This window comes from Enterobacter cloacae complex sp. 370H10, assembly GCF_050031535.1.
Lineage (GTDB): Bacteria > Pseudomonadota > Gammaproteobacteria > Enterobacterales > Enterobacteriaceae > Enterobacter > Enterobacter intestinihominis.
Genome location: NZ_JBLGWG010000001.1, coordinates 3,266,924 through 3,292,785, shown reverse-complemented (window position 1 = coordinate 3,292,785; position 25,862 = coordinate 3,266,924). Strand labels below are relative to the sequence as shown.

Annotated in this window: 23 protein-coding genes; 19 read left to right on the top strand and 4 right to left on the bottom strand. The window is 58.6% G+C overall.

The window, feature by feature from the left end; translation table 11 throughout:
* Positions 1 to 28: 28 nt before the first annotated feature.
* The 11 genes from nuoC (at position 29) to nuoN (ending at position 13,833) form a co-directional block, all read left to right on the top strand.
* Positions 29 to 1,831 carry an NADH-quinone oxidoreductase subunit C/D gene (gene nuoC / locus ACQG2Q_RS16200; RefSeq protein WP_003861484.1) on the top strand — a complete coding sequence of 601 codons (1,803 nt, stop codon included), beginning with the start codon at positions 29 to 31 and terminating at the stop codon, positions 1,829 to 1,831.
* Between the two features lie 2 nt (positions 1,832 to 1,833).
* Positions 1,834 to 2,334, top strand: a complete 501-nt coding sequence (nuoE, locus tag ACQG2Q_RS16195) for an NADH-quinone oxidoreductase subunit NuoE (RefSeq protein WP_006176513.1) — start codon at positions 1,834 to 1,836, stop codon at positions 2,332 to 2,334.
* Entirely contained in the window at positions 2,331 to 3,668 is a 1,338-nt protein-coding gene (gene nuoF / locus ACQG2Q_RS16190) for an NADH-quinone oxidoreductase subunit NuoF (RefSeq protein WP_003861487.1), read from the top strand. The genes nuoE and nuoF overlap by 4 nt, the downstream gene beginning before the upstream one ends.
* 54 nt (positions 3,669 to 3,722) lie before the next feature.
* A complete protein-coding gene (gene nuoG, locus ACQG2Q_RS16185) occupies positions 3,723 to 6,446 on the top strand; it encodes an NADH-quinone oxidoreductase subunit NuoG (RefSeq protein ID WP_058677681.1) in 2,724 nt (907 codons plus the stop codon).
* Complete coding sequence (gene nuoH / locus ACQG2Q_RS16180; protein ID WP_022648828.1) at positions 6,443 to 7,420, top strand: NADH-quinone oxidoreductase subunit NuoH; 978 nt, start codon at positions 6,443 to 6,445, stop codon at positions 7,418 to 7,420. Before nuoG ends, nuoH begins: the two co-directional genes overlap by 4 nt.
* Positions 7,421 to 7,434: 14 nt before the next feature.
* Positions 7,435 to 7,977: an NADH-quinone oxidoreductase subunit NuoI gene (gene nuoI, locus ACQG2Q_RS16175; protein ID WP_003861491.1), complete on the top strand. Its 543-nt coding sequence runs from the start codon at positions 7,435 to 7,437 to the stop codon at positions 7,975 to 7,977.
* A 10-nt stretch (positions 7,978 to 7,987) separates the two neighbouring features.
* A complete protein-coding gene (gene nuoJ / locus ACQG2Q_RS16170) occupies positions 7,988 to 8,542 on the top strand; it encodes an NADH-quinone oxidoreductase subunit J (protein ID WP_006176507.1) in 555 nt (184 codons plus the stop codon).
* Positions 8,539 to 8,841: an NADH-quinone oxidoreductase subunit NuoK gene (gene nuoK / locus ACQG2Q_RS16165; RefSeq protein ID WP_006176506.1), complete on the top strand. Its 303-nt coding sequence runs from the start codon at positions 8,539 to 8,541 to the stop codon at positions 8,839 to 8,841. Before nuoJ ends, nuoK begins: the two co-directional genes overlap by 4 nt.
* Complete coding sequence (gene nuoL, locus ACQG2Q_RS16160; RefSeq protein ID WP_023300625.1) at positions 8,838 to 10,679, top strand: NADH-quinone oxidoreductase subunit L; 1,842 nt, start codon at positions 8,838 to 8,840, stop codon at positions 10,677 to 10,679. The genes nuoK and nuoL overlap by 4 nt, the downstream gene beginning before the upstream one ends.
* A 160-nt stretch (positions 10,680 to 10,839) precedes the next feature.
* Positions 10,840 to 12,369: an NADH-quinone oxidoreductase subunit M gene (gene nuoM, locus ACQG2Q_RS16155; protein WP_023300624.1), complete on the top strand. Its 1,530-nt coding sequence runs from the start codon at positions 10,840 to 10,842 to the stop codon at positions 12,367 to 12,369.
* Positions 12,370 to 12,375: 6 nt separating this feature from the next.
* Positions 12,376 to 13,833: an NADH-quinone oxidoreductase subunit NuoN gene (gene nuoN / locus ACQG2Q_RS16150; protein WP_022648825.1), complete on the top strand. Its 1,458-nt coding sequence runs from the start codon at positions 12,376 to 12,378 to the stop codon at positions 13,831 to 13,833.
* A 99-nt stretch (positions 13,834 to 13,932) separates the two neighbouring features.
* Here the strand turns inward: nuoN and ACQG2Q_RS16145 are convergent, their stop codons facing one another.
* A complete protein-coding gene (locus tag ACQG2Q_RS16145) occupies positions 13,933 to 14,937 on the bottom strand; it encodes a chemotaxis protein (protein WP_063849963.1) in 1,005 nt (334 codons plus the stop codon).
* Positions 14,938 to 15,001: 64 nt separating this feature from the next.
* Positions 15,002 to 15,919 carry a ribonuclease BN gene (gene rbn / locus ACQG2Q_RS16140; RefSeq protein ID WP_063849965.1) on the bottom strand — a complete coding sequence of 306 codons (918 nt, stop codon included), beginning with the start codon at positions 15,917 to 15,919 and terminating at the stop codon, positions 15,002 to 15,004.
* Positions 15,920 to 15,990: 71 nt separating this feature from the next.
* Here rbn and ACQG2Q_RS16135 point away from each other — a divergent pair, with 71 nt between their 5' ends.
* The 8 genes from ACQG2Q_RS16135 to menE all read left to right on the top strand — a co-directional run bounded on the left by ACQG2Q_RS16135 (position 15,991) and on the right by menE (position 23,902).
* Positions 15,991 to 16,455, top strand: a complete 465-nt coding sequence (locus ACQG2Q_RS16135; RefSeq protein WP_023300622.1) for a GNAT family N-acetyltransferase — start codon at positions 15,991 to 15,993, stop codon at positions 16,453 to 16,455.
* A gap of 50 nt (positions 16,456 to 16,505) precedes the next feature.
* Positions 16,506 to 16,811 (top strand): stress response protein ElaB, encoded by a 306-nt coding sequence (elaB, locus tag ACQG2Q_RS16130; protein WP_022648821.1) that lies wholly within the window; start codon positions 16,506 to 16,508, stop codon positions 16,809 to 16,811.
* 86 nt (positions 16,812 to 16,897) lie between these two features.
* Positions 16,898 to 18,193 carry an isochorismate synthase MenF gene (gene menF, locus ACQG2Q_RS16125; RefSeq protein WP_023300621.1) on the top strand — a complete coding sequence of 432 codons (1,296 nt, stop codon included), beginning with the start codon at positions 16,898 to 16,900 and terminating at the stop codon, positions 18,191 to 18,193.
* Between the two features lie 88 nt (positions 18,194 to 18,281).
* Entirely contained in the window at positions 18,282 to 19,952 is a 1,671-nt protein-coding gene (gene menD, locus ACQG2Q_RS16120) for a 2-succinyl-5-enolpyruvyl-6-hydroxy-3-cyclohexene-1-carboxylic-acid synthase (protein ID WP_022648819.1), read from the top strand.
* A complete protein-coding gene (gene menH, locus ACQG2Q_RS16115; RefSeq protein WP_063849967.1) occupies positions 19,949 to 20,725 on the top strand; it encodes a 2-succinyl-6-hydroxy-2,4-cyclohexadiene-1-carboxylate synthase in 777 nt (258 codons plus the stop codon). Before menD ends, menH begins: the two co-directional genes overlap by 4 nt.
* Positions 20,722 to 21,579 carry a 1,4-dihydroxy-2-naphthoyl-CoA synthase gene (gene menB / locus ACQG2Q_RS16110; RefSeq protein WP_014832749.1) on the top strand — a complete coding sequence of 286 codons (858 nt, stop codon included), beginning with the start codon at positions 20,722 to 20,724 and terminating at the stop codon, positions 21,577 to 21,579. Before menH ends, menB begins: the two co-directional genes overlap by 4 nt.
* On the top strand, positions 21,579 to 22,544 hold the full coding sequence (gene menC / locus ACQG2Q_RS16105; protein ID WP_045308702.1) for an o-succinylbenzoate synthase: 966 nt from the start codon (positions 21,579 to 21,581) through the stop codon (positions 22,542 to 22,544). Before menB ends, menC begins: the two co-directional genes overlap by 1 nt.
* Positions 22,541 to 23,902 carry an o-succinylbenzoate--CoA ligase gene (gene menE, locus ACQG2Q_RS16100; protein WP_063849969.1) on the top strand — a complete coding sequence of 454 codons (1,362 nt, stop codon included), beginning with the start codon at positions 22,541 to 22,543 and terminating at the stop codon, positions 23,900 to 23,902. Before menC ends, menE begins: the two co-directional genes overlap by 4 nt.
* Here the strand turns inward: menE and ACQG2Q_RS16095 are convergent, their stop codons facing one another.
* Positions 23,903 to 25,417 carry a tripartite tricarboxylate transporter permease gene (locus ACQG2Q_RS16095; RefSeq protein ID WP_023300617.1) on the bottom strand — a complete coding sequence of 505 codons (1,515 nt, stop codon included), beginning with the start codon at positions 25,415 to 25,417 and terminating at the stop codon, positions 23,903 to 23,905. It lies immediately after the preceding gene.
* Positions 25,418 to 25,428: 11 nt separating this feature from the next.
* Complete coding sequence (locus ACQG2Q_RS16090) at positions 25,429 to 25,860, bottom strand: tripartite tricarboxylate transporter TctB family protein (RefSeq protein ID WP_022648813.1); 432 nt, start codon at positions 25,858 to 25,860, stop codon at positions 25,429 to 25,431.
* Positions 25,861 to 25,862: the final 2 nt, after the last annotated feature.

Below are 25,862 nucleotides of genomic sequence, written 5' to 3'. Positions count from 1 at the left end.
GCTTAACAGTCACCACGGACCATTTGCAATGGTGAACAATATGACCGACTTAACCGCGCAAGAAGCCGCCTGGCAGACCCGGGATCATCTCGATGACCCCGTCATTGGCGAACTGCGCAACCGTTTTGGGCCGGATGCCTTTACTGTTCAGGCCACCCGCACCGGGGTACCCGTTGTTTGGGTGAAGCGTGAGCAATTACTGGAAGTTGTCGATTTCCTCAAGAAATTGCCAAAACCTTACGTCATGCTGTTTGACTTACACGGCATGGATGAACGTCTGAGAACGCACCGCCAGGGTCTCCCTGCTGCGGATTTTTCCGTTTTCTACCACCTGATCTCAATAGACCGCAACACGGATATCATGCTCAAGGTGGCATTGTCTGAAAACGACATGCATCTGCCGACGATCACCAAACTTTTCCCAAACGCTAACTGGTACGAGCGTGAAACCTGGGAAATGTTCGGCATGACCTTCGACGGCCACCCCCATCTGACGCGCATCATGATGCCGCAGACCTGGACCGGCCACCCGCTGCGTAAAGACTACCCGGCACGCGCCACCGAATTCGACCCGTTTGAGCTGACCAAAGCCAAGCAGGATCTGGAGATGGAAGCGCTGACCTTCAAGCCGGAAGACTGGGGCATGAAGCGCGGCACCGAAAACGAGGACTTCATGTTCCTTAACCTCGGTCCAAACCACCCGTCTGCGCACGGTGCATTCCGTATTATTCTTCAGCTTGACGGCGAAGAGATTGTCGACTGCGTGCCTGACATTGGCTACCACCACCGTGGTGCCGAGAAGATGGGCGAGCGTCAGTCCTGGCACAGCTACATTCCGTATACCGACCGTATCGAATACCTCGGCGGCTGCGTAAACGAGATGCCATACGTGCTGGCTGTTGAGAAACTGGCAGGCATCACCGTCCCGGATCGCGTTAATGTGATTCGCGTGATGCTGTCTGAACTGTTCCGTATTAACAGCCACCTGCTGTACATCTCCACGTTCATTCAGGACGTCGGCGCGATGACGCCGGTCTTCTTCGCCTTTACCGACCGTCAGAAAATCTACGATCTGGTGGAAGCGATTACCGGTTTCCGTATGCACCCGGCCTGGTTCCGCATCGGCGGCGTGGCGCACGATCTGCCGCGCGGCTGGGACCGCCTGCTGCGTGAATTCCTCGACTGGATGCCGAAACGTCTGGCGTCTTACGAGAAAGCCGCGCTGCGTAACTCCATCCTGAAAGGCCGCTCCCAGGGCGTTGCTGCCTACGGGGCGAAAGAGGCGCTGGAGTGGGGAACCACAGGTGCTGGCCTGCGCGCAACCGGTATTGATTTCGACGTGCGTAAAGCCCGTCCTTACTCTGGCTACGAGAACTTCGACTTTGAAGTCCCGGTTGGCGGCGGCGTTTCCGACTGCTACACCCGCGTGATGCTGAAAGTGGAAGAGCTGCGCCAGAGCCTGCGCATCCTTGAGCAGTGCCTCAACAACATGCCGGAAGGCCCGTTCAAGGCGGATCACCCGCTGACGACGCCGCCACCGAAAGAGCGCACGCTGCAACATATCGAAACCCTGATCACCCACTTCTTGCAGGTTTCCTGGGGCCCGGTCATGCCGGCACAAGAATCCTTCCAGATGATTGAAGCGACCAAGGGTATCAACAGCTACTACCTCACCAGCGACGGCAGCACCATGAGCTACCGTACCCGCGTGCGTACGCCAAGCTTTGCGCACCTGCAGCAGATCCCGGCCGCCATTCGCGGCAGTCTGGTCTCCGACCTGATTGTGTATCTGGGTAGTATCGATTTTGTTATGTCAGATGTGGACCGCTAATTATGCACGAGAATCAACAACCACAAACCGAGGCTTTTGAGCTGAGTGAAGCAGAGCGTGCCGCCATTGAGCACGAGATGCACCACTACGAAGACCCGCGTGCGGCGTCCATTGAAGCGCTGAAAATCGTACAGAAACAGCGTGGTTGGGTGCCGGATGGGGCGATCTATGAGATCGCAAAAGTGCTGGGCATTCCGGCGAGTGACGTAGAAGGCGTAGCCACGTTCTACAGCCAGATCTTTCGTCAGCCGGTCGGCCGCCATGTGATCCGCTACTGTGACAGCGTTGTCTGCCACATTACCGGTTATCAGGGCATTCAGGCTGCGATTGAGAAGAAACTTAATATTAAGCCGGGCCAGACCACGTTCGACGGACGCTTTACCCTGCTGCCAACCTGCTGCCTGGGTAACTGCGACAAGGGACCGACCATGATGATTGATGAGGACACTCACAGCCATCTGACGCCGGAAGCGATTCCTGACCTGCTGGAGCAGTACAAATGAAAACTGTAATTCGTACTGCTGAGACGCATCCGCTGACCTGGCGTCTGCGCGATGACAAACAGCCGGTCTGGCTCGACGAATATCAGAGCAAAAACGGCTATGCCGGTGCGCGTAAAGCCCTCGGCGGCATGGCGCCAGACGACATCGTTAATGCGGTGAAAGAGTCTGGCCTGAAAGGGCGCGGCGGTGCGGGCTTCTCCACCGGTCTGAAGTGGAGCCTGATGCCGAAAGATGAATCCATGAACATCCGTTACCTGCTGTGTAACGCCGATGAAATGGAGCCGGGTACCTATAAAGACCGCCTGCTGATGGAACAGCTGCCGCACCTGCTGGTGGAAGGCATGCTGATCTCAGCGTTCGCGCTGAAAGCGTACCGTGGCTACATCTTCCTGCGCGGTGAATACATCGAAGCGGCTGAAAACCTGCGTCGCGCGATTGCCGAAGCCACTGAAGCCGGACTGCTGGGTAAAAACATCCTGGGCACCGGGTTTGACTTCGAGCTATTCGTGCACACCGGTGCCGGGCGTTATATCTGCGGTGAAGAAACCGCGCTGATTAACTCCCTGGAAGGCCGCCGCGCGAACCCGCGCTCCAAGCCACCGTTCCCGGCAAGCTCCGGCGTGTGGGGTAAACCGACCTGTGTAAACAACGTCGAAACCCTGTGTAACGTTCCGGCTATCCTTGCGAACGGCGTGGAGTGGTATCAGGGCATCTCATCAAGTAAAGATGCCGGTACCAAGCTGATGGGCTTCTCCGGTCGCGTGAAGAATCCTGGCGTCTGGGAGCTGCCGTTCGGCACCACCGCACGTGAAATTCTTGAAGACTACGCCGGCGGCATGCGCGATGGCCTGAAATTCAAAGCCTGGCAGCCGGGTGGGGCAGGGACAGACTTCTTAACCGAAGCCCACCTTGACCTGCCAATGGAGTTCGAAAGCATTGGTAAAGCAGGCAGCCGTCTGGGTACCGCGCTGGCGATGGCCGTCGACCACGAGATCGGCATGGTATCCCTGGTGCGTAACCTGGAAGAGTTCTTCGCCCGCGAGTCCTGCGGCTGGTGTACACCATGCCGTGACGGTCTGCCGTGGAGCGTGAAGATCCTGCGCGCTATCGAACGTGGCGAAGGCCAGCCTGGCGATATCGAGACACTTGAGCAACTGTGTCGATTCTTAGGGCCAGGTAAAACCTTCTGTGCCCACGCACCGGGTGCCGTCGAGCCGCTGCAGAGCGCGATTAAATATTTCCGCGACGAATTCGAAGCAGGCATCAAGCAGCCGTTCAGCAATACCCATTCTATCAATGGTATTCAGCCGAACCTGCTGAAAGCACGCTGGTAAAAACAGAATTTTGATTAACGCTCGGTTTCGGCCGAGCCAACTGGAAGCATGCTAATGGCTACGATTCATGTAGACGGCAAAGAATACGAAGTCAACGGGGCGGACAACCTGCTGGAAGCTTGTCTGTCTCTTGGCCTCGATATTCCGTACTTTTGCTGGCATCCGGCGCTGGGCAGCGTCGGTGCTTGCCGCCAGTGTGCGGTGAAGCAATATCAAAACGCGGAAGACACGCGTGGTCGACTGGTGATGTCCTGTATGACGCCAGCCACCGAAGGCACTTTTATTTCGATTGATGACGAAGAAGCCAAACAGTTCCGCGAAAGCGTAGTGGAGTGGTTGATGACCAACCACCCACACGACTGTCCGGTGTGTGAGGAGGGTGGTAACTGCCACCTTCAGGATATGACCGTCATGACTGGTCACAGCTTCCGTCGCTATCGCTTTACCAAGCGTACTCACCGAAATCAGGATCTGGGGCCGTTCATCTCTCACGAAATGAACCGCTGCATCGCCTGCTACCGCTGCGTGCGTTACTACAAAGATTATGCAGACGGTCAGGATCTGGGCGTGTATGGCGCGCATGACAACGTTTACTTCGGTCGTCCGGAAGACGGTACGCTTGAAAGCGAATTCTCCGGTAACCTGGTAGAAATCTGCCCGACCGGCGTGTTCACGGATAAAACCCACTCCGAGCGTTACAACCGTAAATGGGACATGCAGTTTGCGCCAAGCATCTGCCAGCAGTGCTCCCTCGGCTGTAACACCAGCCCGGGTGAACGTTACGGTGAACTGCGTCGTATCGAAAACCGTTACAACGGTACCGTTAACCACTACTTCCTCTGCGATCGCGGTCGTTTTGGCTATGGCTATGTGAACCTGAAAGACCGTCCGCGTCAGCCGGTTCAGCGCCGTGGCGACGACGTCATTACCCTCAACGCTGAACAGGCGATGCAGGGCGCGGCAGATATTCTGCGCCAGTCGAAGAAAGTGATCGGCATCGGCTCCCCGCGCGCCAGCATCGAAAGCAACTTCGCGCTGCGTGAGCTGGTTGGGGCGGAAAACTTCTATACCGGTATCGCCCATGGCGAGCAGGAACGTCTGCAACTGGTGCTGAAAGTGCTGCGTGAAGGCGGTGTACACACGCCTGCGCTGCGCGAAATCGAATCCTATGATGCGGTTCTGGTGCTCGGGGAAGACCTGACGCAGACCGGCGCACGCGCGGCTCTGGCGGTTCGTCAGGCGGTGAAGGGTAAAGCACGTGAAATGGCAGCGGCGCAGAAAGTGGCTGACTGGCAGATTGCGGCGATCCTCAACATCGGCCAGCGCGCGAAGCATCCTCTGTTTGTGACTAACGTCGACAACACCCGTCTGGACGATATCGCCGCGTGGACCTACTGCGCACCGGTTGAAGATCAGGCGCGCCTCGGCTTTGCCATTGCCCACGCGCTGGACAGCAACTCGCCGGCCGTTGAACTGGATCGCGACCTGCAGAACAAGGTCGACGTGATTGTTCAGGCGCTGGCGGGGGCGAAAAAACCACTGATCATTTCCGGTACCAACGCCGGTAGCGCTGAAATCATTCAGGCCGCAGCGAACGTTGCCAAAGCCCTGAAGGGCCGTGGCGCTGACGTCGGTGTGACCATGATTGCCCGTGCGGTGAACAGCATCGGACTGGGCATGATTGGCGGCGGCTCGCTGGAAGAAGCGTTAAGCGAACTGGAATCCGGTTCTGCTGATGCGGTGGTAGTGCTGGAAAATGACCTGCATCGCCACGCTTCCGCCGCTCGCGTTGACGCCGCGCTCTCCAAAGCACCGCTGGTGATGGTTATCGACCATCAGCGCACCGCGATCATGGACAAAGCACACCTGGTGCTCTCTGCTGCAAGCTTCGCAGAAAGCGACGGGACGGTGATCAACAACGAAGGCCGCGCACAGCGCTTCTTCCAGGTTTATGACCCGGCCTACTACGACAGCAACACCGTGATGCTGGAAAGCTGGCGCTGGCTGCACTCTCTGCACAGCACCGTGCAGAGCCGTGAAGTGGACTGGACGCAGCTCGACCACGTTATCGACGCGGTTGTTGAGAAACTGCCTCAGCTGGCGGGCATTAAAGACGCCGCGCCTGACGCAAGCTTCCGTATTCGCGGCCAGAAACTGGCGCGTGAGCCGCACCGCTACAGCGGTCGTACTGCGATGCGTGCCAATATCAGCGTGCACGAACCGCGTCAGCCGCAGGATAAAGACACCATGTTCGCCTTCTCGATGGAAGGGAACAACCAGCCGTCTGCGCCGCGTTCGCAAATCCCATTTGCATGGGCACCGGGCTGGAACTCCCCGCAGGCATGGAACAAATTCCAGGCTGAAGTGGGTGGTCATCTGCGCCACGGCGATCCGGGCGTGCGTCTGATTGAAGCCTCCGAAACCGGTCTGGACTTCTTCTCTACCGTTCCGGAACGTTTCCAGGCACAGGAAGGCCACTGGCGTATTGCGCCGTACTACCATCTGTTCGGTAGCGACGAAATGTCCCAGCGTTCTCCGGTATTCCAGCAGCGTATGCCGCAGCCGTACATCAAGCTCAACCCGGCGGATGCCGCGAAGCTTGGCGTTAACGCGGGTGCGAACATTGCCTTTAGCTACGACGGCCAGACAATCAGCCTGCCGCTGATTATTTCTGAAAGCCTGTCAGCAGGGCAGGTGGGTCTGCCGATGGGTATGCCTGGCATCGCGCCGGTCCTGGCGGGTGCGCATCTTGATAACCTTCAGGAGGCAAAAGCATGAGTTGGTTAACGCCGGATCTTATCGACATCCTGCTGAGCATTCTGAAAGCGGTCGTCATTCTGCTGGTGGTCGTCACCTGCGGCGCGTTCATGAGCTTTGGTGAACGTCGTCTGCTCGGTCTGTTCCAGAACCGTTACGGACCGAACCGCGTGGGCTGGGGTGGTTCACTCCAGCTGGTGGCGGACATGATCAAGATGTTCTTTAAAGAGGACTGGGTTCCGCGCTTCTCGGACCGCGTGATCTTTACGCTGGCGCCGATGATCGCCTTTACCTCGTTGCTGCTGGCGTTTGCTATCGTTCCCGTCAGCCCGACCTGGGTGGTGGCTGACCTGAACATCGGCATTCTGTTCTTCCTGATGATGGCAGGCCTCGCGGTGTACGCGGTGCTGTTCGCAGGCTGGTCCAGTAACAACAAATACTCGCTGCTGGGTGCGATGCGTGCTTCCGCGCAGACGCTGAGCTACGAAGTGTTCCTGGGGCTCTCCCTGATGGGCGTGGTGGCGCAGGCCGGTTCATTCAACATGACCGACATCGTCAACAACCAGGCCGACATCTGGAACGTTATCCCGCAGTTCTTTGGTTTTGTGACCTTTGCTATCGCGGGCGTGGCGGTGTGTCACCGTCACCCGTTTGACCAGCCAGAAGCCGAACAGGAACTGGCCGACGGTTACCACATTGAATATTCCGGTATGAAATTCGGTCTGTTCTTCGTGGGCGAGTACATCGGTATCGTCACCATTTCCGCGTTGATGGTAACGCTGTTCTTTGGTGGCTGGCATGGCCCGTTCTTACCGCCGTTCATCTGGTTCGCGCTGAAAACCGCGTTCTTCATGATGATGTTCATTTTGATTCGTGCGTCCTTACCGCGTCCGCGTTATGACCAGGTAATGTCCTTCGGCTGGAAAGTGTGCCTGCCGCTGACGCTCGTCAACTTGTTGGTAACGGCGGCTGTCATTCTCTGGCAGCAGCCATAAGGGGCTTTGAGATCATGACCTTAAAAGAATTACTCGTAGGCTTTGGCACCCAGGTACGCAGTATCTGGATGATCGGCCTGCACGCGTTTGCCAAACGCGAAACCCGGATGTATCCGGAAGAGCCGGTATATCTGCCGCCGCGCTACCGTGGCCGTATCGTGCTGACGCGCGACCCGGACGGTTCCGAGCGCTGCGTAGCCTGTAACCTGTGTGCGGTAGCGTGTCCGGTAGGCTGTATCTCTCTGCAGAAAGCCGAGACGGTAGACGGCCGCTGGTACCCTGAGTTCTTCCGCATCAACTTCTCACGCTGCATTTTCTGCGGTCTGTGTGAAGAAGCGTGCCCAACCACGGCGATTCAGCTGACTCCAGACTTCGAGCTGGGTGAGTACAAGCGTCAGGACCTGGTGTACGAGAAAGAGGATCTGCTGATTTCCGGTCCGGGCAAATACCCGGAATATAACTTCTACCGGATGGCGGGTATGGCAATCGACGGCAAAGATAAGGGCGAAGCAGAGAACGAAGCTAAGCCTATCGACGTCAAGAGCCTGTTACCGTAAGGAGAGGGCAATGGAATTCGCTTTTTATATCTGTGGCCTTATCGCCATCCTGGCTACGCTGCGAGTGATCACGCACACCAATCCGGTGCATGCGCTGCTGTATTTAATCATTTCGCTGCTGGCTATTTCCGGGGTGTTCTTTGCGCTGGGCGCGCATTTTGCCGGTGCGCTGGAAATTATCGTCTACGCGGGTGCCATTATGGTGCTGTTCGTGTTCGTGGTGATGATGCTCAACCTGGGCGGCTCTGAAATTGAGCAGGAACGTCAATGGTTAAAACCGCAGGTGTGGATTGGCCCGGCAATTTTGTCGGCCATCATGCTGGTGGTGATTGTTTACGCTATTCTGGGCGTTAACGACCAGGGCATTGACGGCACGCCAATCAGCGCCAAGGCTGTTGGTATTGCGCTGTTTGGTCCGTACGTTCTGGCGGTTGAACTGGCCTCTATGCTGCTGCTGGCGGGCCTGGTTGTTGCCTTCCACGTCGGTCGCGAAGAACGTGTTGGTGAGGTGCTGAGCAACCGCACTGATGACCGTGCGAAAAGAAAAACGGAGGAGCGCGCATGATCCCCTTAACACATGGACTGATCCTCGCTGCGATTTTGTTCGTTCTGGGCTTAACCGGTCTGGTTATCCGCCGCAATCTGCTGTTTATGCTGATCGGTCTGGAAATCATGATCAACGCTTCCGCGCTGGCCTTTGTGGTCGCCGGTAGCTACTGGGGCCAGGCCGACGGTCAGGTGATGTACATTCTCGCCATCAGCCTCGCGGCTGCCGAAGCGAGTATTGGCCTGGCGCTGTTGCTGCAGCTCCATCGTCGCCGCCAGAACCTGAACATCGATTCAGTAAGTGAGTTGCGTGGATGAACATGCTTGCCTTAACCATTATTTTTCCGCTGATTGGCTTCGTGCTGCTGGCATTTTCTCGCGGCCGCTGGTCTGAGAATCTGTCTGCCACCGTGGGCATTGGCTCAATCGGTCTGGCTGCGCTGGTGACAGCGTATGCGGGTATCGATTTCTTTAACAATGGACGTCAGGCCTACAGCGTGCCGCTGTGGAACTGGATGTCGGTCGGTAACTTCAACATCGGTTTCAATCTGGTGCTGGATGGTCTGTCTCTGACCATGCTCTCCGTGGTCACCGGCGTGGGCTTCCTGATCCACATGTTCGCCTCCTGGTATATGCGCGGTGAAGAGGGATACTCCCGCTTCTTCGCCTACACCAACCTGTTTATCGCCAGCATGGTGGTTCTGGTGCTGGCCGATAACCTGCTGCTGATGTATCTGGGCTGGGAAGGCGTGGGTCTGTGCTCTTACCTGCTGATCGGTTTCTACTACACCGATCCGAAGAATGGCGCAGCGGCCATGAAAGCGTTCGTCGTGACCCGTGTGGGTGACGTCTTCCTCGCTTTCGCGCTGTTCATTCTCTACAACGAACTGGGCACGCTGAACTTCCGCGAAATGGTGGAACTGGCGCCAGCGCACTTCGAAGCAGGCAACAACATGCTGTGGTGGGCAACGCTGATGCTGCTGGGTGGTGCTGTGGGTAAATCCGCACAGCTGCCGTTGCAGACATGGCTTGCCGACGCGATGGCGGGTCCAACCCCTGTCTCCGCGCTGATCCACGCCGCGACCATGGTCACCGCCGGTGTCTACCTGATTGCGCGTACCCATGGCCTGTTCCTGATGACCCCGGAAATTCTGCATCTGGTGGGTATCGTCGGTGCGGTTACGCTGGTGCTGGCAGGCTTTGCCGCACTGGTGCAGACCGACATCAAACGCGTTCTCGCGTACTCCACCATGAGCCAGATTGGTTACATGTTCCTGGCGCTGGGCGTTCAGGCGTGGGACGCAGCCATTTTCCACCTGATGACGCACGCGTTCTTTAAAGCGCTGCTTTTCCTCTCATCCGGTTCGGTGATCCTGGCCTGCCACCACGAGCAGAATATCTTCAAAATGGGCGGACTGCGTAAGTCCATCCCGCTGGTCTATATCTGCTTCCTGGTAGGCGGCGCGGCGCTGGCGGCACTGCCGCTGATTACCGCAGGCTTCTTCAGTAAGGATGAAATCCTGGCGGGCGCCATGGCGAATGGTCATATCAATCTGATGGTTGCGGGTCTGGTCGGTGCGTTTATGACCTCCCTGTACACCTTCCGTATGATTTTCATCGTCTTCCACGGTAAAGAACAAATTCACGCCCACGCAGGGAAGGGGATTACCCACCACCTGCCGCTGATTGTGCTGCTGGTACTCTCCACCTTCGTTGGCGCGATGATTGTGCCACCGTTGCAGGGCGTACTGCCGGCAACAACCGAGCTTGAGCACGGTCGCGTTCTGACGCTTGAAATCACCTCCGGCGTTGTGGCTATCGCGGGTATCCTGATTGCCGCATGGCTGTGGCTGGGCAAACGCACGCTGGTGACTGCCGTTGCCAACAGCGCGCCGGGCCGTCTGCTGGGCACCTGGTGGTACAACGCATGGGGCTTCGACTGGCTGTACGACATGATCTTCGTGAAGCCGTTCCTGGGCATTGCGTGGCTGTTGAAGCGCGATCCGCTGAACAGCCTGATGAATATCCCGGCGATCCTCTCTCGCTTTGCAGGTAAAGGCCTGCTGTACAGCGAGAACGGCTATCTGCGCTGGTATGTGGCATCCATGAGCATCGGTGCGGTTGTCGTGCTGGCGCTGCTGATGGTGTTGCGATAGTGGTTTTTGCCCGGTGGCGCTGCGCTTACCGGGCCTACGAGACCGTAGGTCGGGTAAGCGTGAGCGTCACCCGACACCACAAACCGCACTAACACGTGAATTTTGTCGAATTCGTTGAAAATCGGTCCCTGAGGGACTTTAACAAGGAATAAAAATCGCCATGTTATTACCCTGGCTAATATTAATTCCCTTCATCGGCGGCTTCCTGTGCTGGCAGACTGAACGCTTTGGCGTGAAGATGCCGCGCTGGATCGCGCTGATCACCATGGGATTGACGCTCGCGCTTGGCCTGCAACTGTGGTTGCAGGGTGGCTACTCATTGACCCAGTCTGCGGGCCTTCCGCAGTGGCAATCTGAGTTCATTCTGCCGTGGATCCCACGTTTCGGTATCACGATCCACCTTGCGATTGACGGTCTGTCGCTGCTGATGGTCGTGCTGACCGGTCTGCTCGGCGTTCTGGCGGTACTCTGCTCCTGGCGAGAAATCGAAAAATACCAGGGCTTCTTCCACCTGAACCTGATGTGGATCCTGGGCGGCGTTATCGGCGTGTTCCTGGCCATCGACATGTTCCTGTTCTTCTTCTTCTGGGAGATGATGCTGGTGCCGATGTACTTCCTGATCGCGCTGTGGGGCCACAAGGCATCCGACGGTAAAACGCGTATCACGGCGGCCACCAAGTTCTTCATCTACACCCAGGCGAGTGGTCTGGTGATGTTGATTGCCATCCTGGCGCTGGTGTTTGTGCATTACAACGCCACCGGCGTCTGGACCTTCAACTATGAAGATCTGCTGAAGACCCCGATGTCCCACGGTGTGGAATACCTGCTGATGCTCGGCTTCTTCATCGCCTTCGCGGTGAAAATGCCGGTGGTTCCGCTGCACGGCTGGCTGCCGGACGCGCACTCTCAGGCGCCAACGGCGGGTTCCGTTGACCTGGCGGGTATCTTGCTGAAAACGGCGGCCTACGGTCTGCTGCGTTTCTCCCTGCCGCTGTTCCCGAACGCCTCCGCAGAGTTTGCGCCGATTGCCATGTGGCTTGGCGTGATCGGTATCTTCTACGGTGCATGGATGGCCTTCACGCAGTACGACATCAAACGTCTGATTGCTTACACCTCCGTTTCCCACATGGGCTTCGTACTGATTGCCATCTACACCGGTAGCCAGCTGGCGTACCAGGGCGCGGTGATCCAGATGATTGCGCACGGTCTGTCCGCAGCCGGTCTCTTCATCCTGTGCGGTCAGCTGTACGAACGTCTGCATACCCGCGACATGCGTATGATGGGCGGCCTGTGGGGCAAAATGAAATGGCTGCCTGCACTCTCCATGTTCTTCGCGGTTGCCACCCTGGGTATGCCAGGTACCGGTAACTTCGTTGGCGAATTTATGATTCTGTTCGGCAGCTTCAAAGTGGTTCCGATGATTACCGTCATCTCCACCTTTGGTCTGGTGTTCGCCTCCGTGTACTCGCTGGCGATGCTGCACCGCGCCTACTTCGGTAAAGCGAAGAGCGAAATTGCTGCTAAAGAACTGCCGGGGATGTCGCTGCGTGAGCTGTCCATCATCCTGCTGCTGGTCGTACTGCTGGTGCTGCTGGGCTTCTATCCGCAGCCGATTCTGGATACCTCGCACTCCGCGATGGGTAACATCCAGCAGTGGTTTGTTAATTCTGCTTCTACTACAAGGCCGTAATTCGCCATGACAATAACTCCACAACAACTGATCGCGCTGCTACCGCTGCTGATCGTCGGATTGACGGTGGTGGTTGTGATGCTCTCCATTGCGTGGCGACGCAATCACTTCCTGAATGCGACCCTGTCCGTTCTGGGTCTGAACGCTGCGTTAGTCTCCCTCTGGTTTGTTGGCCAGGCGGGCGCAATGGACGTCACGCCGCTGATGCGCGTTGACGGCTACGCCATGCTCTACACCGGTCTGGTGCTGCTGGCGAGCCTGGCAACCTGTACCTTTGCGTACCCGTGGCTCGAAGGTTACAACGACAACAAAGAAGAGTTTTACCTGCTGGTACTGATTGCCGCGCTCGGCGGCATTCTGCTGGCGAACGCGAACCACATGGCCGCGCTGTTCCTCGGTATTGAGCTGATCTCACTGCCGCTGTTCGGCCTGATTGGTTACGCTTTCCGTCAGAAGCGCTCTCTGGAAGCGGCGATCAAGTACACCATCTTGTCCGCTGCTGCGTCGTCGTTCCTGCTGTTCGGTATCGCGCTGCTGTATGCACAGACGGGTAACCTCTCCTTCCTGGCGCTCGGTAAGAGCCTCGGCGACGGTATGATGCACGAGCCGCTGCTGCTGGCGGGTCTGGGCATGATGATTGTTGGCCTTGGCTTTAAACTCTCTCTGGTGCCGTTCCACCTGTGGACGCCAGACGTTTATCAGGGTGCGCCAGCGCCGGTCTCTACCTTCCTGGCGACGGCGAGTAAAATCGCTATCTTTGGCGTGGTCATGCGTCTGTTCCTGTACGCCCCGGTGGGTGACAGCGAAGCGGTTCGCGTGGTGCTGGGCATTATCGCGTTCGTTTCCATCATCTTCGGTAACCTGATGGCGCTGAGCCAGACCAACATTAAGCGTCTGCTGGGCTACTCCTCAATCTCCCATCTGGGCTACCTGCTGGTGGCGCTGATTGCGCTGCAAAGCGGTGAGATGTCGATGGAAACCGTGGGTGTGTATCTGGCCGGTTACCTGTTCAGCAGCCTCGGCGCGTTCGGCGTGGTGAGCCTGATGTCCAGCCCGTACCGTGGCCCGGATGCAGATTCCCTGTTCTCCTACCGTGGTCTGTTCTGGCACCGTCCGATTCTGTCTGCGGTAATGACCGTGATGATGCTCTCTCTGGCGGGTATCCCGATGACGCTGGGCTTTATCGGTAAGTTCTACGTGCTGGCCGTCGGTGTGCAGGCGGGTCTGTGGTGGCTGACTGCCGGTGTCGTTATCGGCTCCGCGATTGGTCTTTACTACTACCTGCGTGTGGCTGTGAGCCTGTACCTGAGCGCGCCTCAGCAGCTCAACCGTGATGCACCGTCCAACTGGCAGTACAGCGCCGGGGGGATCGTGGTGCTGATCTCCGCGCTTCTGGTGCTAATCTTCGGTATCTATCCGCAGCCGCTGATTGAGATTGTGCAGCGCGCGATGCCGCTGATGTAAAAGCAAAAAACCCGCCTCGGCGGGTTTTTTATTGCCCAACGGCGCTACGCTTGCAGGGCCTACAGGTCTTGTAGGTCGGGTAAGCGAAGCGCCACCCGACTAAGCTAACTGCTTCCTGCTTATAAGCGGCCCGTCAATCTTCTTCATCGAGCGGTCCAGCACCTCTTCAATCACCGACGACAGCTCATTCAGCTCAAACTTCGCCACATAGCCGTCAGCCTTCACTTTGCGTATATGATCTTCGTTCGCGTTGCCGGAAAGAGACGAGTGGATCACCACCGGAATATCTTTCAGTACCGGGTCAGTTTTGATTTTGCGCGTCAGCGTAAAGCCGTCCATCTCCGGCATTTCGAGGTCGGTTAATACCAGGGCAATCTTATCGGTAACGGGGACGCCCTCAGCCTGAGCCTGCGCGGCCAGCTGAGTGATTTTCTCCCATGCGTCTTTGCCGGTGATATGCAGCTGAGCCGGGATCTCCATTGCCCGCAATCCCTTCTCCAGCATTGAGCGCGCTACTTTCGAGTCTTCAGCAACAATCGCGACAGAGCCAGGCTTGATGTTGAATTTGGTGGTTTCCAGATGGGTGGCGTGCAGATCGTGGTTCGCCGGGGTGATGTCATACAGGATCTGCTCCACGTCGAGCACCATTGCCAGATCGTTGGTATCGGTCTTATCGTCCAGACAGGCAATGCTGGTGATGTAGCGACCGCTGACGGCGGTTTCCGCGGCGTGCACCTGCTTCCAGTCGAGACGCATGATATTCTCCACCGATTCCACGGCAAACGCCTGCACGCTGCGGGCATATTCGGTGATCAGCAAAATGTTTAGCCCGGTGGCTGGCTTGCAGCCGGCGACGGCGGCCAGATCGATCACCGGGATCACCTGGTCGCGAATATTTACCATCCCCATCAGCGGAGACTTCATTCCCGCTGGTTTGGTGAAGGTCGGCATCGGCACAATTTCGCGCAGTTTGAACACGTTGATGCCGAACAGCTCGGATTTATTTTCGTTCAGAGAGGTGCCAAGACGGAACAGCAACAGTTCAAAACGGTTGGACTGGGTCAGGTTCGCCCTGTCATCAATATCTTTCTGGAAATTATCCATTCTACCCTCAAGAGAAATGCTGGCCTTTTAATCGTTATCGGCACCCTGAGGGAAAAATGAAGGACTAAACGCTGACCTGAGCAAAATCTTCCGCCAGCTCGCATGCCGGGAACACCTCCCGACACTCTGCCAGCAGGCTTTCACAGCCGCGGACGTCATAGCGTGAGCTGACGTGAGTGACAATCAGTTTCCGGACGCCAGCCTCGCGCGCCAGCTGCGCGGCCTGACGCGTTGAGCTGTGCCCCCGGCTATTGGCTTTTTCTTCCATCGCCGCTTCCAGCGTTGCCTCATGCACCATCACATCCACACCCCCGGCAAGCCGGAGCGCCGAAGGGCAGGGGGCGGTATCCCCAAAAATAGCCAGTTTTTTGCCCGGCTGCGGCGGCGCAAGGTAATCCTGACCGTTGATGACGCGCCCGTCTTCCAGCGTGACGGTCTCGCCGTGCTTCAGACGCTGGAACAGCGGGCCAGGTTTCACCCCATCGGCCTGCAACGCGGCGGCGTTCAGCGCGCCGGGCTTGTCATGCTCCTCAACGCGATAGCCGTAGCATTCCACCGGATGGTTAAGCGGGTAAGCGCGCACCTGGTATTCTCCGTCGTCGAACACCAGACCTTCGCCGATCTCAACCACCTCCAGCGGATAATCGGTCCACGAGCCGCTCAGGCGCAGCGTGGTCTCAACGAATGCCTGAATACCCGCAGGGCCATAAATGGTCAGCGGGTTAGCGTTACCGGCCATCGAACGGCTACACAGCAGGCCCGGCAGGCCAAACAGATGGTCGCCGTGCAGATGGGTGATAAATATTTTATCCACTTTCCCCGGGTGGTATGAGGTATGCAGCAACTGATGCTGCGTACCTTCGCCGCAGTCAAACAGCCACAGCCCGCCGCGGGTAGGATGCTTAAGATCCAGCAGAATCGCCGTCACGTTGCGTGAGCGGGTTGGTACGCCCGCGGACGTACCCAGAAAAATCAGTTCCATAACGCAATCAGCCCTTTGCCGAATGGGAAGGGGTTTAGTATAACGTGATGAACCCCAGGAAGGAGAAACACATGATCCAGTGGCAAGATCTACACCACAGCGAACTGACTATTCAGTCACTCTACGCCCTGCTCAAACTGCGCTGCGAAGTTTTTGTGGTTGAACAAACCTGCCCGTATCAGGATATCGACGGCGATGACCTGGTCGGCGAGAACCGGCACATCCTCGGCTGGCGCGATAACGAGCTGGTGGCGTATGCGAGGATTCTGAAAAGCGAAGAGGATTTTGACCCTGTCGTCATTGGCCGCGTCATTATCAGCGGAAGCGCGCGCGGTGAAAAGCTGGGCTATCAGCTGATGGAAAAAACGCTGGACGCATGCCTGAAACGGTGGCCAGACAAGGCGTTATACCTGGGTGCGCAGGCGCATTTGCAATCATTCTATGGCCATTTTGGTTTTACCCCAGTCACGGACATTTACGATGAAGATGGCATCCCACATATTGGTATGGCGCGCGAAGCGAAACAGGCGCAATAGCGAGACGTTGTCTATAGTTATCGGACTGGTGTACTAACATGGAGAAAAATATGTCATTTCAATCCTGGGATACCCGAGCAGACGACGATTTAACGCTGTTAAGCGAAACGCTGGAAGAAGTACTGCGCTCTTCAGGCGATCCTGCCGATCAGAAGTACATTGAGCTCAAAGCCCGCGCCGAGCAGGCGCTGCATGACGTGAAAAACCGCGTCAGCAACGCATCCGACAATTACTACTACCGCGCCAAACAGGCGGTTTATCGTGCCGACGATTATGTGCACGAAAAGCCGTGGCAGGGCATTGGGGTCGGTGCGGCCGTAGGGCTGGTGCTGGGCCTGCTGTTAGCCCGTCGTTAAGCCGGTAAACCCCTCCCTACACGTGGGTACTGCTATTTATCATCAGTACCCCGTATAATGTAAGGTTTTAACAGGGAGAGGTTCGCGTGCATTCGATTTCCATCGCGCTGGAACGCCTGCGCACTCAGCTTGCGCAAGCGTTACCCGCTACACCCGGTTTACGCCATTTCGATGTCTCTTTCCCGTTAAACGACGCCTTCGATCCGCTGGCCTGGCTGGGTGTGCAGCGATGCTATCCCCAGTTTTACTGGCAACAGCGGAGCGGTGATGAAGAACTTGCCGCGCTCGGAAGCCTCGCCCATTTTGACTCTCTGGCCTCGGCCTCCCGGTTTTTGCACACCCATGACGTAGCCAATGATACCCGTATCTGCGGCCTGAACGCCTTCAACCCGGCACAGGGAAAGCTGTTTTTACCGCGCCTTCTCTGGCGACGGTCTGGCGGGGTCGCCACGCTGCGCCTGCAACTGTGGAGCGAAACGTCGCTGTGTGACGATGCCGGTGACGCACTGAAGTTTATTGATAACCTGCGCGACGCCGCGCCGATCCGCCCGTTGTCCGTGCAGATTGTGCAGGAAACCCATCATCCGGAAAAACCGGAATGGCTGGCGTTGATTCGTCAGGCGACGGATACCCTTGCTCGCGGCGATTTTGAGAAAGTGGTGCTCGCACGTGCTACAGACGTGCAGTGCCGGCAGCCCGTGAACGCCATCGCGCTAATGGCCGCCAGCCGCGCGCTAAACCTCAACTGCTATCATTTTTGTATGGTCTTTGACGCCAGCAACGCGTTCCTCGGCTCGACGCCCGAGCGACTTTGGCGGCGACGCGGCATGCTGCTGCGCACTGAAGCGCTGGCAGGCACCGTCGCCAGCCATTCTGACGATAAGCAGGCCCAGCGTCTGGGCGACTGGCTGATGAACGACGACAAAAATCAGCGGGAAAATATGCTGGTGGTGGAAGATATCTGCCAGCGTCTTCAGCACCATACCCGGACGCTGGAGATCCTCCCAGCGCAGGTGCTGCGTCTGCGCAAGGTGCAGCATTTACGCCGCTGTATCTGGACCGAACTCAAACAGTCTGATGACGAGCAGTGTCTGCATATTCTGCAACCGACGGCGGCGGTGGCCGGGCTGCCGCGTCAGGCAGCGCGAGAATTTATTGCGAAAGTGGAGCCGTTTGACCGGGAGTGGTACGCCGGATCGGCGGGCTATTTATCGCGCGATCAAAGCGAGTTCTGCGTGGCATTACGCTCCGCCCGCGTTCATGACGCCGCGCTGCGTCTTTATGCGGGGGCGGGCATCGTCAGCGGCTCCGATCCAGAGCAGGAGTGGCAGGAGATCGAAAATAAGGCCGCCGGGCTGCGTTCCCTCCTCCTGAGGGATTAATACTGATTCGTGCAATCCCGATTCATATCAAAATTCTGACTTTTTCTATTATTTATACTGTGTCGCATTCTTGATACTGGACAATCTCATGTCAGTAAGTTCTTTTAACCGACGCTGGGCGACGGTGATCCTTGAAGCCCTGACTCGCCATGGTGTCAGGCATGTGTGTATTGCTCCGGGCTCTCGCTCCACGCCGCTCACCCTTGCTGCGGCGGAAAACAGGGCTTTTATTCATCACACCCATTTTGACGAGCGTGGTCTCGGCCACCTGGCGCTCGGGCTGGCGAAAGTCAGCAACGCGCCCGTGGCGGTGATAGTGACTTCCGGCACGGCGGTGGCAAACCTCTATCCGGCGCTGATTGAAGCGGGGTTAACCGGCGAAAAGCTGATTTTACTCACCGCCGATCGTCCTCCGGAACTTATTGACTGCGGCGCGAACCAGGCGATTCGTCAGCCTGGCATTTTTGCCTCGCATCCTTCACAGACGGTCTCGTTGCCGCGCCCCACCCAGGATATTCCCGCCAGCTGGCTGGTCTCAACTCTCGACCACGCCATGAACGCACTGCGCAGCGGCGGGCTGCACATTAACTGCCCGTTTGCCGAACCGCTGTACGGCGAAATGAACGAGACCGGCCTAGCCTGGCAACAGCAGCTGGGAGAATGGTGGGAGAGCGAAAAGCCCTGGCTGCGTGAGCAGACGCATCTGGAAAGCGCTAAGCAGCGCGACTGGTTCTTCTGGCGCCAGAAGCGCGGGGTGGTGATTGCCGGGCGGATGAGTGCGGCGGAAGGCAAGCTGGCGGCGGAGTGGGCACAAACGCTTGGCTGGCCGCTGATTGGTGACGTGCTTTCCCAGACGGGCCAGCCGCTGCCCTGCGCTGACCTCTGGCTGGGGAACGCGAAAGCGGTCACCGAGCTGGCGCAGGCGCAAATTGTCGTCCAGCTGGGCTCGAGCCTGACGGGCAAGCGACTGCTCCAGTGGCAGGCCACCTGTACGCCAGAAGAGTACTGGCTGGTGGACCCGCTCGAAGGACGCCTTGACCCGGCGCACCATCGCGGTCGCCGCCTGGTGAGCGATATTGACAGCTGGCTGGAATTGCATCCGGCGGAAAAACGCAAACCCTGGGCGGTGGAGATCCCGGCGCTGTCGCGTCAGGCGTGGGAACTCACCAAAGCGCAGTGCGAGGAGTTCAGTGAAGCCGGGCTGGCGCACCGTATCCGCAAATATCTTCCCGAGCAGGGGCAACTTTTTGTCGGTAACAGCCTGGTGGTGCGCCTGATTGACGCCTTTTCGCAGCTGCCCGCGGGTTATCCGGTATACAGCAACCGGGGCGCGAGCGGCATTGACGGGCTGATCTCCACCGCCGCTGGCGTACAGCGGGCCAGCGCAAAATCCACGCTGGCGATTGTGGGGGATCTCTCAGCCCTCTACGATCTCAACGCGCTGGCGCTCCTGCGTCAGGCGTCGGCTCCGTTCGTGCTGATTGTTGTTAACAATAACGGCGGACAGATTTTCTCCCTGCTGCCGACGCCGCAAAGCGAACGTGAGCGCTTCTATCTGATGCCGCAAAACGTGCAGTTCGAACACGCCGCCGCCATGTTCAGCCTGAAGTACCATCGCCCGGAAAACTGGGACGCGCTGGAGACGGCGCTGAACACCGCCTGGCGGCAGCCTGGCGCGACGCTGATTGAGCTGGTGGTAAACGATTCTGACGGCGCGCAGAAGCTGCAACATCTGCTGGCGCAGGTGAGTCACCTGTGATCCTCGCTGGCGTCACTCAGCCCGGAAAACCAGGCTACCCCTGGCTGGTTTTCCTGCACGGTTTTTCCGGTGACTGTCGTGAGTGGCAGACCGTTGGGGCGTCGCTGCATGACTACCCCAGGCTCTACCTTGACCTGCCCGGGCACGGTGGTTCAGCGGATACGGGCGTGACGGGGTTTGCAGAGGTAAGTGAATTGCTCACGTATACCTTAATTAGTTACAACATACTAAATTACTGGCTGGTAGGGTACTCACTCGGTGGCCGCATTGCGATGTTCCATGCCTGCCAGCATCCTGCGGGGTTAGACGGGATGATTGTGGAAGGTGGACACCCTGGACTGCAAGACGTCGAGGCGCGCCAGGCGCGGCTGGCCTCGGACCGCCGCTGGGCGTCACGTTTTCGCAGTGAGCCGCTTGAAGCCGTCTTTGCCGACTGGTATCAACAGCCGGTCTTTACCTCCCTTACGGATGAACAGCGCAACACGCTGATCGCGCTGCGTAGCCGGAACAACGGCCCGAGGCTGGCTGAGATGCTGGAAGCCACCTCGCTTGCCGTTCAGCCTGATTTACGTCCCGCGCTCACCGCGCGTGATTTTTCTTTCGACTATCTCTATGGCGAACGTGACGGGAAGTTTGCAGCCATCGCTGCTGAACTTAACGCCATGCGTCATGCTATCCCTCATGCCGGACACAACGCCCACCGGGACAACCCGGAAGCGGTTGCCGCGAGTCTGGCTCAGATACTACGTTATCGAACAAAGGACACGCTATGATCTATCCTGATGAAAACATGCTTTACGCGCCGGTTGAATGGCAGGACTGCTCCGAAGGCTACACCGACATCCGCTACCACAAATCCACCGATGGTATCGCCAAAATCACCATCAATCGTCCACAGGTACGCAACGCGTTTCGTCCGCTGACCGTAAAAGAGATGATCCAGGCGCTGGCGGATGCCCGCTACGACGACAACATCGGCGTCATCGTCCTCACCGGGGAAGGGGAGAAAGCCTTTTGCTCGGGCGGCGATCAGAAAGTCCGCGGCGACTACGGCGGATACCAGGATGATGCCGGCACGCACCACCTGAACGTGCTGGATTTCCAGCGCCAGATCCGCACCTGTCCAAAACCGGTGGTTGCGATGGTGGCAGGTTATTCCATCGGCGGCGGTCACGTGCTGCACATGATGTGTGACCTGACTATCGCGGCGGAAAATGCCATTTTCGGCCAGACTGGCCCGAAAGTTGGCTCCTTCGACGGCGGCTGGGGGGCATCCTACATGGCGCGCATCGTCGGCCAGAAAAAAGCCCGCGAAATCTGGTTCCTGTGCCGTCAGTACAACGCCCAGGAAGCGCTGGACATGGGGCTGGTTAACACCGTGGTGCCGATCGCCGATCTGGAAAAAGAGACCGTGCGCTGGTGTCGCGAAATGCTGCAAAACAGCCCAATGGCGCTGCGCTGCCTGAAAGCGGCCCTCAACGCCGACTGTGACGGTCAGGCGGGACTTCAGGAGCTGGCGGGTAACGCCACCATGCTGTTCTATATGACCGAAGAGGGTCAGGAAGGGCGCAACGCGTTCAACGAAAAACGCCAGCCAGACTTCAGCAAATACAAACGGAACCCGTGATGCGTCGCGCGCAGGTTTACCGCTGGCAGATACCGATGGACGCGGGCGTGGTACTGCGTGAAAGGCGGTTAAAAACCCGTGATGGCTTTTTCGTGCATCTCCGGCAGGGCGAGCGGGAAGGGTGGGGCGAAATCGCCCCGCTTCCGGGCTTTAGCCTGGAAACGCTGGATGAGGCGCAGGCGGCGCTGATGGCCTGGACACACGAATGGCGTGAGGGGGCAGATCCGTCGCTGCCGGACGTTCCTTCCGTCGCGTTCGGCATCAGCTGCGCGCTGGCAGAGCTGGACGGCTGTTTGCCGGATGCGGCGAATTATCGCGCCGCGCCGCTCTGTTCCGGCGATCCGGATGAACTTTTCGCGCTGCTCTCCGGGATGCCTGGCGAGAAGGTGGCGAAAATTAAGGTCGGCCTGTACGAAGCGGTGCGCGACGGAATGGTGGTTAACCTGTTACTGGAAGCCATTCCCGATCTGCACCTGCGCCTGGACGCCAACCGCGCCTGGACGCCGCTCAGGGCGCAGCAGTTTGCGAAGTACGTCAACCCGGCGTACCGCAACCGCATCGCGTTTCTCGAAGAGCCGTGCAAAACGCGCGACGACTCTCGCGCCTTCGCCCGGGAAACCGGCATTGCCATTGCCTGGGATGAGAGCCTGCGCGAAGCCGGTTTTACGTTTGTCGCCGAGCCGGGCGTCGGGGCCGTGGTCATTAAGCCAACGCTGACCGGCAGCCTCGACAAGGTGCGCGAGCAGGTTGCGGCGGCCCATGCCGCAGGGCTGACGGCGGTGATCAGTTCATCCATCGAATCCAGCCTCGGGCTGACGCAACTGGCGCGCATCGCTGCATGGTTAACGCCGGACACCGTTCCCGGTCTTGATACGCTAAACCTGATGCAGGCCCAGCTGATTCGCCAGTGGCCGGACAGCACCTTGCCGTGCCTCGATGTCGGGACGCTGGAGCCGCTGCAATGACTTTTACCGACTGGCCGTGGCGGCACTGGCGCTCCAGGAGTGCCGATACACCCGCGCTGCGTTTAGACGATATAACGCTCAACTGGTCACAGCTGGGCGAGCGTATCGATCGTCTGGCAGCCGGTTTTCAGTCTCAGGGTGTCAGGGACGGGGACGGCGTCATGCTGCTCGCCCACAACCATCCGCAGACCCTGCTGGCCTGGCTGGCGCTGCTTCAGTGCGGCGCCCGCGTTTTGCCGGTGAACCCTCAGCTTCCCCGTCCGCTGCTGGACGTCCTCCTGCCGCAGATGACCCTGCGCTTTGCGCTGGTGCTTAACGGTGAGTATGACGGTCTGCCTGGGCTGGTATTAAGAGAGGGCGAGGAGCAGGGCGGGGTGACGTGGCGGGCAGAACGGCTGGCCTCAATGACGCTCACCTCCGGCTCCACCGGCTTGCCGAAAGCGGCGGTGCACACCTGTGCCGCCCACCTTGCCAGCGCAAAAGGCGTGTTGTCGCTGATGCCTTATGGCGGTGATGACGACTGGCTGCTGTCCTTGCCGCTGTTTCACGTCTCCGGTCAGGGGATTTTGTGGCGCTGGTTGCAGGGCGGAGGCCGTCTCACCGTGCGTGAAAAACAGCCGCTGGAGCAGGCCCTGCAGGGCTGTACCCACGCCTCGCTGGTGCCGACGCAGCTGTGGCGGCTGCTCAATTCACACCATCCCGTTGCGCTGAAAGCCGTGCTGCTCGGCGGGGCGGAAATCCCCGTTGAGCTGACCGAACAGGCGCGCAAGCAGGGGATCCGCACGTTCTGCGGCTACGGTCTGACCGAGTTCGCCTCCACCGTCTGCGCCAAAGAGGCCGACGGCGCGCCGGACGTGGGCAGCGCGCTGCCGGGCAGAGACCTTCAGGTGGTGAACGGTGAAGTCTGGATCCGGGCGGAAAGCATGGCGGCGGGCTACTGGCGAGACGGTGCCTTACTGCCGCTGGTCAACGAGCAGGGCTGGTTCGCCACCCGCGATCGCGGCGAGTGGCATGACGGACGCCTGACCATTCTGGGCCGAATGGACAATCTCTTTTTCAGCGGCGGAGAAGGGATCCAGCCGGAAGCGCTGGAGCGCGTTATCGTCACACATCCGCAGGTAAGCCAGGTGTTTATCGTCCCGCTGGATGACGCCGAATACGGGCAACGCCCGGTGGCGGTAGTGGAATGTGAGCCGGGCACGGATATCACGCTGTTGCCGGAGTGGGTTCAGGGCAGGCTGGCGCGCTTTGAGCAGCCGGTACACTGGCTGGCGCTGCCGTCAGAACTGAAAAATGGCGGGATAAAGATCTCCCGCCAGGCGTTAAGGCAGTGGGTCAATGCCCTGTTGAGGGGCTAATCAGCCGATATCCGGCTGCGGTTTCTGCTGGCGTCGACGCATCCAGCGCAGCACCGGCGGCACGACAATCACCATGATCGCCATCGCCAGCAGGATCTTCGTCACGCTGCTCTCCCACAGGATCGCCATGTTGCCATTGCTGATGGAGAGGGCGCGGCGCAGGTTCTGCTCCAGCATTTCCCCCAATACAAACCCTAAAATCAGCGGCGACATCGGGAAGTGCATCTTGCGCAGAATGTAGCCCAGCACGCCGAGCAGCACCATTAACACCAGGTCGAAGGTGGTGCTGTGCACTGCGTACACCCCAACCGCAGAGACGGCGGCGATGGCCGGGACCAGGAACCACAGGGGAATGGTCAGCATACGGGTGAATAGCCCGATCAGCGGGATGTTCATCACCAGCAGCATCACGTTGGCGATCAGCAGCGCCGCAATCAAGCCCCAGACGATATCGGGCTGCTCGGTAAACATCGCCGGACCGGGAGTGATGTTATAGAGCGTCAGCGCGCCCATCATCACCGCGGTGGTGCCGGAGCCTGGTACGCCGAGGGTCAGCATCGGGATAAACGAGCCGCAGGCCGAGGCGTTATTCGCCGCCTCCGGCGCCGCCACGCCGCGGATATCGCCTTTGCCGAAGCTGTCGCTGTTACCGCTCAGCTTTTTCTCGGTCATGTAGGTGATGGCGCTGGCGATAGTAGCCCCCGCGCCGGGCAGAATGCCGACGAAGAAACCGATCACCGACGAACGCAGGGTGGCACCCACACACTGCGCCCCCTCTTTGGCATTAAAGAGCATACGTCCGGTTTTACGCACCAGCGTCTGCCCGCTGCTGGTATGTTCCAGCATCAGTAAGATTTCTGAGACAGAGAACAGACCAATCACCACGACGATAAACTGCACGCCGTCGGAGAGATGAACGCTGTCGAAGGTAAAACGATAAACCCCGGTGTTGGCATCCACGCCGACGGTGGCCAGACTGAGGCCAATCAACGCAGACAAAAACGACTTCAGCGGATTCTGCGCCATCATGCTGCCGAGACAGGCGATGGCGAACACCATCAGGGCAAAATACTCGGCCGGACCAAACGCCAGCGACCACTGGGCCAGCGCCGGGGCGAAGAGGATGATGCCGCCAATGGCGATCAGGGAGCCAAAGAACGAGCTGACGGCGGAAATAGAGAGCGCCACGCCGCCGCGTCCCTGCTGCGCCATCGGATAACCATCCAGCGCGGTCATAATGGCAGCGGCATCGCCGGGCACGTTAAGCAGTATCGAGGAAATACGCCCCCCGTATTCGCAGCCGATATAGACCGTCGCCAGCAGGATCAGCGCCGACTCCGCAGGCAGGTGCAGCGCAAAGGCCAGCGGCAGTAAAATCGCCACGCCGTTGATAGGCCCAAGGCCCGGCAGCAGGCCAACGATCGTCCCGACGAAACAGCCGATCAGGGCGATCACCAGGTTTTCCGGGGTCATCGCTACCGCGAACCCCTGAGAGAGATAGATCCAGGTATCCATAGCGTGCTCCGTTAGTTAAACCATGCGCCGAGCGGCAGGGTCACGTCCAGCAGGCGGTCGAAGGCGTACCAGAGTAAAATGCCCAGTACGACCCCGGAGATCCCCGCCGCAGGCAGCGAGGCGTTAAACAGTATGCCAATCACCATCGTCAGCAGGGCGGTGGCGATCGGGAAGCCGAGCCACTCAAAGCCCCACGCGTACATCAGCAGAACAATCACCATTACCAGCAGACGTTGCAGCGTGCGGCGTGGCGGCCACTCCACGGTGTCCGGATGGCGCAGCAGCAGGGCCACCGAACAGAGCAGCATCAGGCCAACAATGCCGACGGGAAAGGGGCGTGGCCCCACGGGTTCATAGCTGTATTCGCTGTGGATCTGCCAGGCGACGAACAGGCCGCCAATGCAGAGCAGCAGCCATATCCCGGCAAAAATGCGATCGCTCATAG